17 protein-coding genes are annotated in these 16,525 nt (G+C 72.1%); 13 read left to right on the top strand and 4 right to left on the bottom strand.

What is annotated here, in order from left to right; genetic code table 11:
* Positions 1-30 precede the first annotated feature (30 nt).
* Entirely contained in the window at positions 31-1,302 is a 1,272-nt protein-coding gene (locus tag BLV05_RS31180; RefSeq protein WP_160312843.1) for a coiled-coil domain-containing protein, read from the bottom strand.
* Between the two features lie 347 nt (positions 1,303-1,649).
* Here BLV05_RS31180 and mce point away from each other — a divergent pair, with 347 nt between their 5' ends.
* The 6 genes from mce (at position 1,650) to BLV05_RS31155 (ending at position 5,723) form a co-directional block, all read left to right on the top strand.
* On the top strand, positions 1,650-2,084 hold the full coding sequence (mce, locus tag BLV05_RS31175; protein WP_046772892.1) for a methylmalonyl-CoA epimerase: 435 nt from the start codon (positions 1,650-1,652) through the stop codon (positions 2,082-2,084).
* A 28-nt stretch (positions 2,085-2,112) separates the two neighbouring features.
* Positions 2,113-3,282, top strand: a complete 1,170-nt coding sequence (locus BLV05_RS31170) for an acetyl-CoA C-acetyltransferase (protein ID WP_046772893.1) — start codon at positions 2,113-2,115, stop codon at positions 3,280-3,282.
* A complete protein-coding gene (meaB, locus tag BLV05_RS31165) occupies positions 3,279-4,241 on the top strand; it encodes a methylmalonyl Co-A mutase-associated GTPase MeaB (RefSeq protein WP_231948642.1) in 963 nt (320 codons plus the stop codon). The genes BLV05_RS31170 and meaB overlap by 4 nt, the downstream gene beginning before the upstream one ends.
* 102 nt (positions 4,242-4,343) lie before the next feature.
* Positions 4,344-4,496, top strand: a complete 153-nt coding sequence (locus BLV05_RS36760; protein WP_169790522.1) for a hypothetical protein — start codon at positions 4,344-4,346, stop codon at positions 4,494-4,496.
* Positions 4,497-4,506: 10 nt separating this feature from the next.
* Positions 4,507-5,205 carry a PH domain-containing protein gene (locus BLV05_RS31160; RefSeq protein ID WP_052763193.1) on the top strand — a complete coding sequence of 233 codons (699 nt, stop codon included), beginning with the start codon at positions 4,507-4,509 and terminating at the stop codon, positions 5,203-5,205.
* Positions 5,206-5,216: 11 nt separating this feature from the next.
* Entirely contained in the window at positions 5,217-5,723 is a 507-nt protein-coding gene (locus BLV05_RS31155) for a MarR family winged helix-turn-helix transcriptional regulator (protein ID WP_046772894.1), read from the top strand.
* Here BLV05_RS31155 and BLV05_RS31150 read toward each other — a convergent pair.
* On the bottom strand, positions 5,713-6,321 hold the full coding sequence (locus tag BLV05_RS31150) for a TetR/AcrR family transcriptional regulator (RefSeq protein ID WP_046772895.1): 609 nt from the start codon (positions 6,319-6,321) through the stop codon (positions 5,713-5,715). The genes BLV05_RS31155 and BLV05_RS31150 overlap by 11 nt on opposite strands.
* Positions 6,322-6,423: 102 nt before the next feature.
* Here BLV05_RS31150 and BLV05_RS31145 point away from each other — a divergent pair, with 102 nt between their 5' ends.
* On the top strand, positions 6,424-7,431 hold the full coding sequence (locus BLV05_RS31145) for an ABC transporter permease (protein ID WP_046772896.1): 1,008 nt from the start codon (positions 6,424-6,426) through the stop codon (positions 7,429-7,431).
* A 334-nt stretch (positions 7,432-7,765) separates the two neighbouring features.
* Here BLV05_RS31145 and BLV05_RS31140 read toward each other — a convergent pair whose 3' ends face one another.
* Positions 7,766-8,221 carry an RrF2 family transcriptional regulator gene (locus BLV05_RS31140; protein ID WP_046772916.1) on the bottom strand — a complete coding sequence of 152 codons (456 nt, stop codon included), beginning with the start codon at positions 8,219-8,221 and terminating at the stop codon, positions 7,766-7,768.
* Positions 8,222-8,292: 71 nt separating this feature from the next.
* On the opposite strand from BLV05_RS31140, the gene BLV05_RS31135 reads away from it, so the two are divergent.
* The 3 genes from BLV05_RS31135 to trxA all read left to right on the top strand — a co-directional run bounded on the left by BLV05_RS31135 (position 8,293) and on the right by trxA (position 11,232).
* Complete coding sequence (locus BLV05_RS31135; protein ID WP_046772897.1) at positions 8,293-10,002, top strand: acyl-CoA mutase large subunit family protein; 1,710 nt, start codon at positions 8,293-8,295, stop codon at positions 10,000-10,002.
* 68 nt (positions 10,003-10,070) lie between these two features.
* Positions 10,071-10,250 carry a hypothetical protein gene (locus tag BLV05_RS31130; protein ID WP_046772898.1) on the top strand — a complete coding sequence of 60 codons (180 nt, stop codon included), beginning with the start codon at positions 10,071-10,073 and terminating at the stop codon, positions 10,248-10,250.
* Positions 10,251-10,296: 46 nt separating this feature from the next.
* Positions 10,297-11,232 carry a thioredoxin gene (trxA, locus tag BLV05_RS31125; protein WP_046772899.1) on the top strand — a complete coding sequence of 312 codons (936 nt, stop codon included), beginning with the start codon at positions 10,297-10,299 and terminating at the stop codon, positions 11,230-11,232.
* Here the strand turns inward: trxA and BLV05_RS31120 are convergent.
* Positions 11,229-13,355: an alpha/beta hydrolase-fold protein gene (locus tag BLV05_RS31120; protein WP_052763194.1), complete on the bottom strand. Its 2,127-nt coding sequence runs from the start codon at positions 13,353-13,355 to the stop codon at positions 11,229-11,231. The two genes, trxA and BLV05_RS31120, sit on opposite strands and share 4 nt — an antisense overlap.
* A gap of 383 nt (positions 13,356-13,738) precedes the next feature.
* Between BLV05_RS31120 and BLV05_RS31115 the strand changes: the two genes are divergently transcribed.
* The 3 genes from BLV05_RS31115 to BLV05_RS31105 are packed head-to-tail and all read left to right on the top strand — an operon-like array spanning position 13,739 to position 16,508.
* Complete coding sequence (locus BLV05_RS31115) at positions 13,739-14,737, top strand: LacI family DNA-binding transcriptional regulator (RefSeq protein ID WP_046772900.1); 999 nt, start codon at positions 13,739-13,741, stop codon at positions 14,735-14,737.
* On the top strand, positions 14,734-15,672 hold the full coding sequence (locus BLV05_RS31110) for a carbohydrate ABC transporter permease (RefSeq protein ID WP_046772901.1): 939 nt from the start codon (positions 14,734-14,736) through the stop codon (positions 15,670-15,672). The genes BLV05_RS31115 and BLV05_RS31110 overlap by 4 nt, the downstream gene beginning before the upstream one ends.
* Entirely contained in the window at positions 15,672-16,508 is an 837-nt protein-coding gene (locus BLV05_RS31105; protein ID WP_046772902.1) for a carbohydrate ABC transporter permease, read from the top strand. The genes BLV05_RS31110 and BLV05_RS31105 overlap by 1 nt, the downstream gene beginning before the upstream one ends.
* The last annotated feature ends 17 nt before the right edge of the window (positions 16,509-16,525 follow it).

The following is a 16,525-nucleotide window of genomic DNA, read 5'->3' as shown; positions in this document are numbered from 1 at the left end:
GACGCGCCCGGCCGTCGGTGGTCGTTCTGGTTACTTGTCCCCAGCGGGGTCGTCGACCAGTTCGGCGTCGACGACGTCGTCGGACTTGGTGGAGCCGCCGACCGCGGGGGTCGGGTCGACCGGCGCCAGGCCGCCCAGCAGGCTGCGCAGCTGGCTGAGGTGCGCGGTGATGCTGTCGCGCTGCCGGTTGAGCTCGGCGACCTCGCGCTTGGCGGCGGTCAGCGTGGACGTCGCCTCGGACTTGGCCTCGGAGACCGTGTTGTCGGCGTGTGCCTTGGCCTCGCCGACCAGCTGCTCGGCGTTGCGCTTGGCGCCGGCCACCAGGGCCTTGGCCTGCTCGTCGGCCTCGCGGCGGACCTTCTCGGCGCGATCGTGCGCAGCGGCCGCACGGGCCTCGGCGTCGGTGGCGCGGTTCTCGGCGTCGTGCACCAGCTTCTGCGTCTCGGCCACGGAGGCCTCGTAGCGCTCGTTGATCTCGCGCTCGAGCTCTTCGCGCTTGGCGACCAGGCGCAGCTCGTGCTCGGTGTTCTCCTTCTCGGCCTTCAGCTGCGTCTCGTCGAGGATCGCCTGGGCCTTGGCGCGCATGGTCTCGGCCTCGCGCTTGGCGGTGGTGCGCTGGTCGTCGACCTCGCGCTTCGCCGTGGCGCGCATCTCGGTGACCTCGCGCTCGGCGACGGCACGGAGCCGGCTGAGCTCGCGCTCGGCCTGCGCCCGGCGCTCGCTGGTCTCGTGGTCGATGGCCGAGCGGACCTTGGCGGCCTCGCGCTTGGCGGTCTCGACGAGGTTCGACGCCTCGCGGTTGGCCGCCGAGCGGACCTCTTCGGCCTCGATGCGCGCCTCGTCGATGAGCTCGTCGGCGCCGCGCTTGGCGTTCGCCTGCAGCTCGCTCGCCTCGTTCTCGGCGGCGGTGCGCAGCTCGGTGGCGATGACCTGCGCCTCGGCGCGGGTCTCGCTGGCCTCGGCGTCGGCCTGGGCGATCAGCTCGCTGGCCTGCTCCTCGGCCAGACGGAGCAGCTGCTCGATCCTGGCCCCGAGTCCGGAGTAGGTCGGACGTTCGACCTCGCGGAGCTCGGTGCTGGCCTCGGCCAGCTCCTGACGGAGCCGGACGACCTGCTTGTCGAGCTCGTTGGCGCGGCCGCGCGTCTGCGCGAGCGTCGCCTCAAGTTGCCGTACGTGCTGTTCGACCTGGACCCGGTCGTAGCCACGCATCGCGATGGTGAACCCGCCCGTCGGCGAGCCGTCGAAGATCGACAGGCCGTCCGCGCCCGTCTCCCTGACCGCCACTTCCCTAACCTCGCTCATGTTCTCCCTCATAGGGGGTGCCACCCCGAGGGGCAGGCACACGTCACTGGTTGTCGAAATCCGTCGAGGTGCTTGCCCGGGTCTTCCCCGTCACGGACGCCGAGCCCCTCGGATAGCAACGCAGAGTACTCCGAAACTGCGTCAGTGCCGATGGCGGTGGACGTCCGCACACCGCGGGCTGACGGCTCTAAGGGGTTCGGTGGGGTAGTCGGGCTGGGGCATCCCTCCGGAGGTCGACCTCTGGCCTCCAAGGAGCACACGTTAGTTGTCCAAATGCGAACTCACCACCGGTTGGGACAGATCCGCCGAATTCTCGTCCGGACGGCCGTCGCCGTAACCTTCTGGACATGGCGCTGTTCACGACGATCGACCACGTCGGGGTGGCCGTCGCCGACCTCGACGCCGCAGTCGAGTGGTACCGCGAGCACTTCGGCATGGAGCTCGAGCACGAGGAGCGCAACGAGGAACAAGGTGTGCGCGAGGCCATGCTGCGGGTGTCCGGCGGCGACGACGGACCACGGCTGCAGCTGCTCGCGCCGCTGCGTCCCGACTCCGCCATCGCGAAGTTCCTCGACACCCGCGGACCGGGCATCCAGCAGCTGGCCTACCGCGTCGACGACGTCGAGGCCGCGGCCGCGACGCTGCGCGCCCAGGGGCTGCGGCTGCTCTACGACACCGCCCGCCGCGGCACCGCCGGCTCGCTGGTGAACTTCGTGCACCCGAAGGACGCCGGCGGCGTACTGGTCGAACTGGTCCAGCCGGTCCAGCCGGTCCGGGGATAATCGAGAGCAACGACGTCGAGGAGGACGCATGGCCGTCATCGCCGGTGGGGCACGCACCCCGATCGGGAAGCTGCTGGGATCGCTGTCCGGGTTCTCGGCCACCGACCTCGGGGGGTTCGCCATCGAGGCCGCGCTGGCGCGCTCCGGCGTCGCGCCCGGCCAGGTCGACTACGTCATCATGGGCCAGGTGCTGCAGGCCGGCGGCGGCCAGATCACCGCGCGCCAGGCGGCGGTCAAGGCCGGCATCCCGATGACCGTGCCCGCGCTCACCATCAACAAGGTGTGCCTGTCCGGGCTCGACGCCATCGCGCTGGCCGCGCAGCTGATCCGGGCCGGCGAGTTCGACGTCGTCGTCGCCGGCGGCATGGAGTCGATGACGAACGCGCCGCACCTGCTGCCCAAGTCGCGGCAGGGCTTCAAGTTCGGCGACGTCACGCTGCTCGACCACATGGCCTACGACGGCCTGTACGACGTCTTCACCGACCAGGCGATGGGCGCGCTGACGGAGTCGGCGAACCGCACGCTGACGCGTGAGGAGCAGGACGAGTTCTCGGCCGCGTCGCACCAGCGCGCGGCCGCCGCGTGGAAGAACGGCCTGTTCGCCGACGAGGTCGTCGCGGTCGAGGTGCCGCAGCGCAAGGGCGACCCGCTGGTCGTCGATCGTGACGAGGGCATCCGCGCCGACACCACCGCCGAGACGCTGGCCCGGCTCAAGCCGAGCTTCCGGCCCGACGGCACCATCACCGCCGGCTCGGCGTCGCAGCTGTCCGACGGCGCCGCCGCTGTCGTCGTCATGAGTGAGGCGAAGGCGGCCGAGCTGGGCGTCACACCCATCGCGCACGTCGGCGCGCACGGTGTCGTCGCCGGCCCCGACTCCACCCTGCAGAGCCAGCCGGCCAACGCCATCCGGGTCGCGTGCGCCAAGGAGGGCATCGACCCGAAGGACCTCGACCTCGTCGAGATCAACGAGGCGTTCGCGGCGGTCGGCATCGCCAGCACCCACGAGCTGGGCATCGACCCTGGCAGGGTCAACGTCAACGGCGGCGCCATCGCGCTCGGCCACCCCATCGGCATGTCCGGCGCGCGGCTGGTGCTGCACCTGGCGCTGGAGCTGGGCCGCCGCGGCGGCGGGGTCGGCGCCGCGGGGCTGTGCGGAGGCGGCGGCCAGGGCGACGCGCTGGTGCTGCGGGTGCCGTGACGGGCTCGGCGGCGGTGTCCGCGTCCGGCCTGGTCGAGCGGGCGGTGAACGGCGACCCGCGCGCCGTCGCCCGGCTGGTCACGCTGGTCGAGAACGGCGCGTCCGACCTGCGCGAGCTGACCGCCGAGCTGGTCGCGCACGCCGGCTCGGCGGCCGTCGTCGGCATCACCGGAGCGCCCGGCGTCGGCAAGTCCACCATCACGTCGGCGCTCGTCGGCGCGTACCGCGCGCAGGGCCTGCGCGTCGGCGTGCTGGCCGTCGACCCGTCCTCGCCGTTCACCGGCGGTGCCCTGCTGGGCGACCGCGTCCGCATGCAGGACCACGCGACCGACCGCGGCGTGTTCATCCGGTCCATGGCCACGCGCGGGCACCTCGGCGGGCTCGCGTGGGCGACGCCGCAGGCGGTGCGGGTGCTCGACGCCGCCGGCTGCGACGTCGTGCTGGTCGAGACCGTCGGCGTCGGGCAGTCCGAGGTCGAGGTCGCCGCGCTCGCCGACACCACGCTGGTGCTGCTCGCGCCCGGCATGGGCGACGGCGTCCAGGCGGCCAAGGCGGGCATCCTCGAGGTCGGCGACGTGTTCGTGGTCAACAAGGCCGACCGCGACGGCGCCGACCAGGTCGTCCGCGATCTGCGCAGCACCGTGCGGCTGGCCCAGCGGGCGCCGGGGGACTGGCGCGAGCCGATCCTCAGCACCGTCGCCGCCCGCGGTGAGGGCATCGACGAGCTGGTCGAGGCCATCGCCACGCACCGCGACTGGGCCCGCGAGAGCGGCGAGGCGCAGCGCCGCCGGGTGCGCCGCGCCCGCGACGAGATCGAGGCGATCGCCGTCACCGACCTGCGCCGCCGGTTCGCCGGGCTGCACGGCGACGAACGGCTCGACGACCTCGCCCGCGGGGTCCTGGCCGGCGAACTGGACCCGTACGCCGCGGCGGAGAAGATCGTCGCGGCCGTGTCATGATCCGGCGTGGCGCTGGGGTCTTTGGGGCAAGGTGAGGTACAAAGTCAGGAAGCAGCGCGTGGCGGGCCTCGTCCGCGCGCCCCGGTTTGAAAGGATGATGCAGTGAGGAAAGCGCTCATCATCCTGGGTATCGCGTTCTTGGTGTACTTCGTGCTCACCGAGCCCGAGGGTCTCGCCGACCTGCTCAGTGAGCTCGGCGGCGGCATCGCCGACTTCTTCGACGGCGTCATGACGTTCTTCACCGAGCTGTTCTGAGTCCTGGGCCATGTGGACCCCCAGGAGGTCGGTCGACGGGCTCACCGACGGGTTCGTCCGCTGGCTCGACCGCGTCGCCGAGGACGGCCTACTGCGGCTGTTCTGGCGCAACTTCACCTCGTGGTTCGGGCACCGGCTGGTCAAGCGCAAGCTGGTGGCCGGCGAAGAGATCGTCGCCGAGTGCAAGCACAGCGCGATCCTGTACGCGTTGCCCGCGGCGGCCGCGCTGGGCGGCATCCTCATGCTCGTCGTCGCGCCGTTCATGCAGGCCCGCACGGCCTGGCTGCCGCTGGCCGCCGCCGCCGGGCTGCTCGGCTGGGCGCTGATCAAGTCGCTGTACGTCGCCCGCGACCGGTTCGTCGTCACCGACTCCCGGGTGTTCCGCGTGTGGGGGCTGTTCTCCCTCAACGAGGCCGAGATGGAGATCGTCCGGCTGCTCGACATCACCGTCGTGCGCCCGTGGTGGCTGCGGCCGTTTCGCTCCGGCCACCTGGTGCTCGAGAACGCCGCGCAGGAGCAGGGCGTCCGCGACATCCACTACATCCCGCGGCCCAACGACGTCGCCCGCGTCATCCACGCGCTGCGCCGCGAGGCCACCGGCGCGTCGGCGCCGGCGGCCGAGGAGCCCAAGAAGAAGAACCCGCGACGTCCGGACCATCCGCGCAGCCCGGGACCGGCCAGCGCTCGCCGCCGCCAGGGCGTCTACTAGGTTGGGTGCCCATGGCGGAGCCATTGGACCTGGACTTCGACCCGATCGACCGCGCCGCGTCGATCTGGCGGGAGCGGTTCGGCCCGTCCGAGGCCATGGCCGCGGCCACCTCGATCATGCGCGTGCAGCAGCTGCTGATCGGTGAGTTCGACCGCATCTGCCGGCCCTACGGCCTCACCTTCGCCCGCTACGAGGCGCTGGTGCTGCTCAGCTTCAGCCGCACCGGCGCGCTGCCGATGGCCAAGATCGGCGAGCGGCTCATGGTGCACCCGACCAGCGTCACCAACACCATCCAGCGGCTCGAGGGCGCCGGCTTCGTCACCCGCGAGCCCAACCCGCGCGACGGCCGCGGCACGCTGGCCCGCATCACGCAGTCCGGCCGCGACGCAGTCGGCCGGGTCACCACCGAGCTGATGGAGGCCGAGTTCGGCCTGCGCGCGCTCGGCGGCGACGACCGCAAGCAGGTGTTCGACATCCTGCGCGGGCTGCGGGTGGCCGCGGGCGACTTCAGCGACTGAGGACCGGCGGCCTGGTGAGTGCGGCGAACCCGTCGAGGTAGTCGTCGATGCCGAGGCCGATCATGTGCCGCTGCGCGACGAAGCCGATCATGACGCCGTACATCGTGCGGGCGACCTGCCGGGTGTCGGCGTCGGCGGGGAGGTAGCCGGCGTCGCGCCAGCGCTGGGCCAGCTGTGCCCACCGGTCGGCGATGCGGTCGGCGACGATCGTCACGATGCCGCGGATCTCCGGGTCGCGGACCGCCTCGGACCACACGTGCAGCGCGATCTTCGTGCGGTCGAGCTCATGCGACGTGGTGAGTTGCGTGACGTGGAGGAGGACGCGGCGCAGCGACTCGTCCGGCCGGGGCACCGGGTCCTCGGCCAGCAGCTCCTGGAACGCGTCCTCGGCGATGCCTGCGATGCCCTCGGCGGTCGTGCGGACGAGGTCGGCCTTGCTGGGGAAATACCGGTAGACCGCGCCGGCCGACATGCCCGACTCCGCGAAGACGTCCTGCATGGAGGTGGCGTGGAAGCCCTGGCGGCTGAAGCAGCGCCAGGCGGCCTCGAGGATCTGCTGGCGCCGAGCGGCGAGGTGGGCTTCGGAGACACGGGGCACGAACTCATCATAAAACGAACGGTCGTTCTTGACACGCGGGCGCGTCGTCGGCACAGTGGAGGTGTAGGAGAACGGTCGTTCGTTTTACAGTGGAGGAAAGCCATGCGCAGGGTCATCGGCATCGCGCTGGGCCTGTCCGTCGTCCTCGGGGTCCTGGTCACCGCATTCGTGTGGCCGAGCTCCGAGATCGCGCCCCGCGACGTCCCCGTCGCCGTCGCCGGACCGCCCGAGGCCGTCGCCCAGGTGTCCGACCAGCTCGACCAGGCCGTGCCCGGCGGCTTCTCCGTCGAGGCCGTGGCGTCCGAGCAGGAGGCGCGCGACGCGATCGCCGACCGCGACGTCTACGGCGCCGTGGTCCTGGCGCCGTCCGGCCCGCCGTCCGTGCTGACGGCGTCGGCCGCCGGCCCCTTGGTGGCGCAGCTGCTGCAGGGCGTGGCGACGTCGATGGCGGCCGGCTCGTCGGGCACCGAGCCCGCCGGACCGGTCGTCGAGGACGTCGCACCGCTGCCCTCCGGCGACCCACGGGGCAGCGGGTTCAGCTCCGGCGCGCTGCCGATGGTGATGGGCGGCCTCGCGGTCGGTGTCGCGATGACGCTCCTCGTGACCGGCGTCTGGCGGCGGGTGCTCGGCGCCCTGCTGGCCGCCGCCGGTGGCGCCACGGCGGCGATGCTGGTGATGCAGACGTGGCTCGGCGTGCTGGAGGGCGACTGGGTGGCCAACGCCGGCGCGTTCGCCCTGACCATCGCGGCGGTGTCGCTCACGATCATCGGGCTGCACTCGCTGATCGGCACGGCCGCGGTCGGCTTGGGTGCGCTGCTGTTCCTGATCGTCGGCAACCCGCTGTCCGGCGTGACGTCGGCGCCGGAGCTGCTGCCGTCCGGCTGGGGGACGTTCGGCCAGTACCTGCCGCCCGGCGCGGGCGGGACGCTGCTGCGGTCGACGTCGTTCTTCGACGGGGCGGCCGCGGCCCAGCCGCTGCTCGTCCTGACCGGGTGGGTGCTGCTGGGCCTGCTGCTCGCAGCCGCCGGCTCGCGGCGCGCCCAGGCGCGTACGGCCGGCGGCGGTGACGCCGACGTCGTGGAGCAGGTGTCGTTCGCCCCCGCTCGCTGACACCTGATCATCGGAGGCTCTCGGACCGGATCCGTGGGTCGTCCGCGTCTGGTTCGCCGCGTTGGCTCGGCTGCCCCGCTCCATGATCATCAACCTTCCGTGTCGTGATGGCAGCCAGAAAGGTTGATGATCATGGGAATGGGGTTGGCGCCCTGGGTGTCAGGCGCGTCCTGGGTCTGTGTCGCGCGAAACGCCGGATTCCGGCCCGCGAACGTGACAAGAGACCAGGACGTGACACCAGACCAGCAGGCCAACAGCACAGTGAGGCGAACCAGTTCGCCGAGCGACCCGACCCGGCTCCACGGATCGATCGACGAGTCTCGGTGGAAGGGTGTCAGCGGCGGGTCCAGGAGTCGGGGCGCTTCTGGAGTTCCACGACGTTGTCGGGAAGGTGGTCGGCGATGACGTCGGCCACCGTGGTCTGCTCGAGGACCTCGCGCAGGCTGGCCCGGACGGCGACCCAGACGCGGGTGAGCGGCTGGGCCGGGCCCGGGTAGATGGTGTCCTCGGGCGGCATGCCGCGCACGGCGGCCAGCGGGCCCTCGGTGGCCCGGACGATGTCGGCGAGGGTGATCTCGGCCGCGGGTCTGGTGAGGCGGTAGCCGCCGGTCGCGCCGCGCTGGGCGTCGAGGATGCCGGCCCGGCGCAGGTCGCCGAGGATGGTCTCGAGGAACTTGCCGGGGATGTCCTGCGCCTCGGCCAGCTGCTGCCGGGTGGCCGACGCCGGCTGCAGTGAGGCCAGCTGGACCACCGCCCGGACGGCGTAGTCGGCGCGCGCTGTGATGTGCACGAGCCCGATCATCCCACTGCGGGTACGATGGAGCCAGTTACTAGGACGTCCAACTAAATGGAGATCCCATCATGGATGCCTCCCAGATCGCCGAGGGCCGTCAGCGCTGGCAGGCCCGCCTCGACGCCGCCATCGCGGCCGGCAAGGTGCGCGACGCCGACTTCACCACGCTGTCCGGCACCGAGGTCGACCCCGTCTACGGGCCGCCCGAGGGCGCCGACGACCCGCGGTTCGAGCGCATCGGCTGGCCGGGCGAGTACCCGTTCACCCGCGGCCTCTACTCGACGGGGTACCGCGGGCGGACGTGGACCATCCGCCAGTTCGCCGGGTTCGGCAACGCCCGCCAGACCAACGAGCGCTACAAGATGATCCTGCGCTCCGGCGGCGGCGGGCTGTCCGTCGCGTTCGACATGCCGACGCTGATGGGCCGCGACTCCGACGACGCGCGCAGCCTCGGGGAGGTGGGCCACTGCGGCGTCGCCATCGACTCCGCGGCCGACATGGACGAGCTGTTCGACGGCATCCCGCTGGGCGACGTCACCACGTCGATGACGATCAGCGGGCCGGCGGTGCCGATCTTCTGCATGTACGTCGTTGCGGCCGAGCGGCAGGGCGTCGCCGTCGGCGACCTCAACGGGACGCTGCAGACGGACATCTTCAAGGAGTACATCGCGCAGAAGGAGTGGCTGTTCGAGCCCGAGCCGCACCTGCGCCTGATCGGCGACCTGATGGAGTACAGCGCGGCGAACGTGCCCGACTACAAGCCGCTGTCGGTGTCGGGCTACCACATCCGCGAGGCGGGGTCGACGGCCGCGCAGGAGCTGGCCTTCACGCTGGCCGACGGGTTCGGCTACGTCGAGCTGGGGCTGTCGCGCGGCCTCGACGTCGACGTGTTCGCACCCGGGCTGTCGTTCTTCTTCGACGCGCACGTCGACTTCTTCGAGGAGATCGCCAAGTTCCGCGCGGCGCGCCGCATCTGGGCCCGTTGGCTGCGCGACGTCTACGGCGCGAAGACCGAGAAGGCGCAGTGGCTGCGCTTCCACACCCAGACCGCCGGCGTCTCGCTGACCGGGCAGCAGCCGTACAACAACGTCGTCCGCACGGCGGTCGAGGCGCTCGCCGCGGTGCTCGGCGGCACGAACTCGCTGCACACCAACGCCCTCGACGAGGTGCTGGCGCTGCCGACGGAGTCCTCGGCCGAGATCGCGCTGCGCACCCAGCAGGTGCTGATGGAGGAGACCGGCGTCGCCAACGTCGCCGACCCGCTCGGCGGCTCGTGGTACGTCGAGGCGCTCACCGACCGGCTCGAGGCCGAGGCCGAGGAGATCTTCGACCGCATCCGCACCATGGGCGAGCGGGACCGCCGCTGGCACGACGCCTACGGCCCGATGACGGCGGGCATCCTGCGCGGCATCGAGGACGGCTGGTTCACCGGCGAGACCGCCGAGTCGGCATTCCAGCACCAGCAGCGGGTCGAGAAGGGCGACAAGCGCGTCGTCGGCGTCAACGTCCACACCGACACCGTCACCGGCGCGCTGGACATCCTGCGGGTGTCGCACGAGGTCGAGGACGCCCAGCGCGACGTGCTGGCCCAGCGGCGCGCCGCGCGCGACGACGCCGCCGTCCGGGCCGCGCTGGCCGCCATGGTCGAGGTCGCGCGCTCCGACGAGAACATCATCCCGGCCATACTCGACGCGGTCCGGGTCGAGGCGACGCTGGGCGAGATCTGCGACGTCCTGCGCGCGGAATGGGGGGTCTACTCCGAACCCGCCCGGTTCTGAGGTGGGGTGGACGGCCCGCCGGTGATCTGTCACCATGCGGGCAACAGCGCTCCGACCAGGGAGGCCGCATGTTGGTGCCGATCCTGCTGGCCGCCATGATCGCCGTCCTGCTGGCGCTCGGATGGTTGCTGCGTCGCCGGGCCGGTGCCGACGAGCCCGCCCGGCCGGCGGCGTCCGCACCGCTCGTCCCGCTGCCCCGCACGCACGCCGTCGACGCGCGGCACTGGAACAGCGCCTACTGGGACTGAGCCACCCGTGTGGCACGTGCGCGGATGATCGGGGGAGGATAGGGGCATGAGCTCGCAGAGTTTCAGCCGCCCCGGCGCCATCGACCTGTCCGCGCTGAACGGCGGCGGGCAGCCGCAGGCCGCGCCGGGCGCCGCCGGCGGCGGCTTCGTCATCGACGTCAGCGAGGCGACGTTCCAGTCCGAGGTGCTCACCCGGTCCATGTCGGTGCCCGTGGTCATCGACTTCTGGGCCACCTGGTGCGAGCCCTGCAAGACGCTCTCGCCCATCCTCGAGCGCATGGCCACGCAGTACGACGGCCGGTTCGTCCTCGCCAAGATCGACGTCGACGCCAACCAGGCCATCGCGCAGGCCGCGCAGGTGCAGAGCATCCCCACCGTCGTCGCCGTGCTGCGCGGGCAGCTCGTCCCGATGTTCCAGGGCGCCATCCCCGAGGCGCAGGTCAAGCAGGTCCTCGACCAGCTGCTCGAGATGGCCGTCGCCAACGGCGTGGCCGGCCGGTCCGACCCGATACCGGGCGCAACGCAGCAGGCTGAAGGGGCGCCAGAAGCTGAAGTCGAGGAAGAGCCGATCGACCCGCGGTTCGAGGCCGCCTACGACGCCATCAACGCCGGCGACTTCGACAAGGCCGCCGCGGCCTATCAGCAGGTGCTGGCCGAGGCCCCGGCCGACGCCGAGGCGAAGGCCGGGCTGGCCCAGGTCGAGCTGCTGCGCCGCACGTCGGGCAGCGACCCCGGCGCCGCCGTCGCGGCCGCCGACGCCGACCCCGCCGACCTCGACGCCCAGCTGCTGGCCGCCGACATCGAGGTGGTGTCGGGCCGGGTCGACCAGGCGTTCAACCGGCTCATCGGCACCGTGCGCCGGGTGTTCGGCGACGACCGCGAGCGGGTCCGCGCCCGCGTGGTCGAGCTGTTCGACATCGTCGGCGGCGCCGACCCGCGCGTCGTCAAGGCGCGGTCGGCGCTGGCCAGCGCGCTGTTCTAGCTGACTGGCGGAAGCGGGCCGGTGAACACGTCACCGAGCCCGCGGCCGCCGCCGAACGTCAGGCCGGTGATCAGCAGGCCGCCCGCGCCGTCGCCGCCGAGGTAGAGGTTCGACTCGTCCCACTCGTCGGCGCCGTCGCGTTCCGGCGTGCCGAACTGGGTCCGGTCGCGCACCTGGCCGCGGCTGCCCAGTGTGCTGACGACGACGTCCACGCCGCCGGCGCTCACTCCGACACGGCCGTCGGTGTGCCCGGCGACGGTGATCGTGCCGTCGTCGGCGACATGTACGGCGGCGGCGCGGTCGTCGCCGTCGGTGCCGTCCTGGGTGAGCCAGCGGGCCCGGCCGCTCGACGTCACCGCCACGGCCAGCTGGTCGTTGCCGCCGGCGCTCGCCACGCCGAGGGTCCCGCCGGTGTGGCCGGCCGCGACCACGCCCTGGGTCGGGAGCGGCGCGAGCGCGGTGAACTGGTCGGACTCGGTGGTGCCGAACTGGCTCAGCCAGTCCTGCCTGCCGTCGGCGCCGAACCGGGCCACCCACGCGTCCAGCCCGCCGTTGGCCGTCCCGCCCGGCATCGCCTGTGAGGTGACGCCGGCGACGTAGACGCGGCGGTCGGCGCCGATCGTGACCGCCAGTGCCTTGTCCTCGCCGGCGCCGCCGAGTTGGCGGGTCCACAGCAGCTCGCCGTCCGGGCCGAGCCGGGCCAGCAGGGCGTCCTTGTCGCCGGCGTTCGCGGTGCCGCCGACGCTGCCGCTGGTGTAGCCGGCGACGTACAGGCCGCCATCGGGTGCGGGGACGCTCGCGTAGGCGCGATCGGCCGCTGCCGGGTCGCCGAACTGTGTCAGCCAGACTCGTTCGCCGGTGCTGGTGACGCGGGCGGTGAAGGCGTCGTCACGGGCGTTGCCGGGGTGCTGTCCGTCGAGGTCGCCGCGGGTGTAGCCGGCCGTATAGAGGTCGCCGTCCGGGCCGGTGTGCAGGCCGTAGACGCGGTCGGCGGCGGGGCTCGCGAGCGGCAGCGTCCAGCCCTGCTCTCCGTCCGCCGTGAGCACGGCGTCGGCGCCTTGGTTGACCGCCGTCACGGTGCTGGTGCCGGTCACCGCGACGCCGCCGGCGCGGTCGTCCGCCTCGGTGCCGGTGACGTCGCCGGGCAGGGGGAGCGGGTCGGTGGTGCGCAGGTGGCCGGCGAGGTCGGTCAGGCCGTCGCGGAACGCCGGGCGCCAGACGTCCCAGTCGTGCCCGCCGTCGAGGATCCGCAGCTCCGCGGTGACGCCGTCGACGCGGCGGGCGGCGTTGTAGAGGCGGGCGGACTCGAAGTCGATGTCGTGGTCGGCGTCCTCGGGCGCGGGGTTGGCCCACTCGTCGTCGCCGACCGCGATGAACAGGTGCGTCGGCAACTCCGGGTCGGCGGCGTCCAGCAGCGCCGGGTAGTTGAGCTGCGTGTACCTGGCGTCGTCGAACAGCGCGTCGCCGACGCCGAAGCCGCCGAACTCCCGCGTCGACGAGTCGGCCGGCGGCAGCGGCACGTACACCGCGGGGCTGAGCACCATGCCGGCGGCGAAGACGTCCTGGTGGGCCAGGGCGTACCGCAGCGCGCCGTAGCCGCCCATCGAGTAGCCGCCGACCGCCCGCGCGTCCCGGTCCGCGACCGTCCGGTAGGTCGCGTCGACATGGGCGACGAGGTCGGTGGCGAGCGCCGTCTCGACAGCCGCGCCGTCGACGTGCTGGGAGTCGACGTACCAGTTGCCGCGCTCGCTCCACGGCGCGTCCGGCATGACCGCGATGACCGGCGGCACGTCGCCGTCGGCGATCAGCTGGTCGAGGTCGGCCGTCACCTGCTGCCAGGCGGCCATCGTGTCGCCGCGGCCGTGCAGCAGGTAGATCGTCGCGTACTCCTCCGTGCCGTCGTCGTAGCCGGCGGGCAGGTAGGCGGCGTACTCGACCGGCACGCCCGCCGCCCCCGCCGGCGCCGTCCCCGTGACGACGGTCCCTCGGGCCGGCTCGGCGGCCGGCGTGGTGGCTCTGGCGGCATCGTCAGGCTCCGGAGCGGAGCCCGATCCGGCGACGTGCACCGCCGCGAGCAGCAACGATGCCGCCGCCACCGTGCCGGCCCGATTCCATCCCGCCATCTGCCGCTCCTTTGCGCCCGTGGACCTCGGAAACGTTTCCGCGTCGTGCCGAGAACGGCCCGCGGTCGCGATCCGGGAATCGGCGCTACTCCAGCACGCCCCCCGACACCCCGTCAAGACCGCCCGCGCACCCCTCCGAAGTTGATCTTGGAGTTGTTCGGCCATCTATCGGGCGAAGCGGACGGCAATTGCCGCACAACTCCAAGATCAACGCGGGCGGGGGTGCGGGGCCGGTGGGGTCACGGGTTCGTATCGGTACTTGACGCGACCGGGGCGGGCGCGGTCCAATGTCACCCATCCCGGAAACGTTTCCCTCTCTATCACGATGTCACTCGGAAACGGTTCCGACCCCGATGCCACAAGGAGGTGGACACACCGTGACGATGCGCCGCCGGCCGACCATTCACGAGGTCGCCAGGGTTGCCGGGGTCTCGATCTCCTCGGTGTCGCGGGCGCTCAACGGCAACACCTCCAACGCGGACATGGTTGCCCGGGTCAACGCGGCCGTGCGGGAGGTCGGCTACGTCCCGAGCGTGGTCGCGCAGTCGCTGAAGACGCGGCACACCGGGCAGGTCGCGTTCGCCATGGAGGACATCGGCAACGCCGCCTACCTGGAGATGGTGCGCCGCATCCAGCCGACGCTGCGCGAGGAGGGCTACCGGCTGCTGCTGCACAGCACCGGCGCCGACGTCGAGGACGAGCTCGGCGTGCTCGCCAGCCTCAGCCAGAACTACGTCGACGGGCTGATCCTGTGCCCGCTGCGGGTCACCGACCGGCACGTCGAGGCGCTGCGGCAGACCGCCGTCCCGGTCGTGGTCATCGGCCTGCTGCCGGACGACGTCCCGGTCGACAACGTGCGGGCCGACTCGCGGGTCGGGGCGCGGCTGGCGGTCGAGCACCTCGCCGAGGCCGGCGCACGCCGCATCGCGTTCATCGACGGCCCGCTCGACACCGTCCCCGGCCGGGCCCGCTACGACGGCTATCGCCGCGGACTGGCCGCCGCCGGCCTCCCGGAGGACGACGCACTGGTCCGGTTCACCGACTTCCAGTTCGACGCCGGCCGCAAGGCCGCGCGCGAACTGCTGACCGTGCACCCCGGCATCGACGCCGTGCTGGGCGCGAACGACCTCATCGCGATGGGCGTCCTGCACGCGCTGCGCGAGCTGGGCCGCGACGTCCCCGGCGACGTGCGGGTGGTCGGCATGGACGACACCCCGCTGGCCGCGACCAGCTTCCCGCCGCTGTCCAGCGTCTCGCTCGGCTCGGCCGACCGCGGCCGCATCGCCGCGGAGCTATTGTTGCGCCGCCTCGAGGGCGACGACGCGCCGGCCGAGCGGGTCACCGTCCCGCCGTCGCTGACCGTCCGGGAGAGCAGCCGATGAGCGCCACGACGTTGACCGAGCGGCCGCAGCCGACCCGCCCGGCCCGCAAGCCGCGCCGCGTCCTCGGCCTGGACCGCGACGGCCTGATGCTCGCGGTCCCCGCGCTGATCCCGGTCGTGCTCTTCAGCGTCTACCCGCTGCTGCGCGGCATCTACCTGGGCTTCACCGACGCGCAGGCCGGGGCGAACGCCGAGGTCAGCTTCACCGGCTTCGAGAACTACCAGAACCTGCTCGACGACTCGTACTTCTGGGACTCGTTCCGCATCGGCCTGATCTGGGCGTTCTCCGTCACGATCCTGCAGTTCTTCGCCAGCCTCGGCCTTGCGCTGCTGCTCAACCAGAAGCTCCGGCTGCGCTGGCTGGCGCGGACGCTGGCGCTGGTGCCGTGGGCGATGCCGCCGGTCGTCATCGGCATCATGTGGCGGCTGGTGTACCACCCGAACGCCGGCATCCTCAACGACGTCCTGCTGGACCTGCGCATCATCGACGAGAACGTCGACTGGCTGTCGTCGTTCTCGGTGGCGCTGCCCGCGGTGATCGTGGTCGGCGTCTGGGCGGGCATGCCGCAGACGACGGTGGTGCTGCTGGCCGGTCTGCAGAGCGTCCCGAAGGAGCTGCACGAGGCGGCCGCGATGGACGGCGCCAACGTCTGGCAGCGCTTCCGCAGCGTGACGTGGCCGGCGATCAAGCCGGTGGTCATCGCGATGACGACGCTCGACTTCATCTGGAACTTCAACTCGTTCAGCCTGGTCTACGTCCTGACCGAGGGCGGGCCGGGCGGCGAGACGCGGCTGCCGCTGCTGTTCGCCTACGAGGAGGCGTTCCGGTACGGCAACTACGGCTACGCGGCGGCGCTGGGCAACGCGATGGTCGTCGTGATCGCGGTGTTCGTCGTCTTCTATCTGCGCCAGCGGGTCCGGGAGGCGAACGCCTGATGAACCGCTCCACGCCCGTCGCGACGACGTTGAAGTACCTCGCGCTCACTGCCTACCTGGTGTTCCTGGCGTTCCCGCTGTTCTGGCTGGTCTCGACGGCGCTGAAGACGCCGCAGGAGCTGGCGCTGATCGAGCCGACATGGATCCCGAACGACATCACGTTCGAGAACTTCCGGGCCGCGTTCGACGAGCAGCCGATCGTCCGGTCGATCTTCAACACGCTGCTGGTCGCCGGGGTGTCGTGCCTGGTGACGGTGGTGCTGTCGATCCCGGCGGCGTACGTGATGGCCCGGTACCGGTCGGTGCTGAGCCGGCTGACGCTGGTCTGGGTGCTGCTCAGCCAGATCTTCCCGTTCATCCTGGTGATCATCCCGCTGTTCCTGCTGCTCCGCGACCTCGGCCTGTACGACACCTACATCGGGCTGATCGCCGTCTACGTCGTCTGGAGCATGCCGTTCGCACTCTGGATGCTGCGCAGCTACGTCGAGACGATCCCGATCGAGCTCGAGGAGGCCGCGTCCATGGACGGGGCGTCGAAGGTGCGGACGCTGCGCAGCGTCATCGCGCCGCTGCTGGCGCCGGGCGTCGTCGCGGCCGGGCTGTTCGCGTTCGTATCGGCCTGGAACGAGTTCCTGTTCGCGCTCGTGCTGATCCGCGACCCGGAGCTGCAGACGCTGTCCCTGACGCTGGTGAAGTTCATCGGCGCCGAGGGCGTGGCCCGGCTGGGCCCGCTGGCGGCGGCGTCGCTGGTCGCGACCATCCCCAGCCTGATCTTCTTCGCCTTCATGCAGCGCCGGCTCACCGGCGGGCTGCTCGGCGGAGCCGTCAAGTCCTGAATCAAGGACCTCGAGGA

Origin of the sequence: Jiangella alkaliphila, assembly GCF_900105925.1 — a bacterium.
GTDB lineage: Bacteria > Actinomycetota > Actinomycetes > Jiangellales > Jiangellaceae > Jiangella > Jiangella alkaliphila.
The sequence above is the reverse complement of the archived record's forward strand: the minus strand, read 5'-3'. Positions and strand labels throughout refer to the sequence as shown.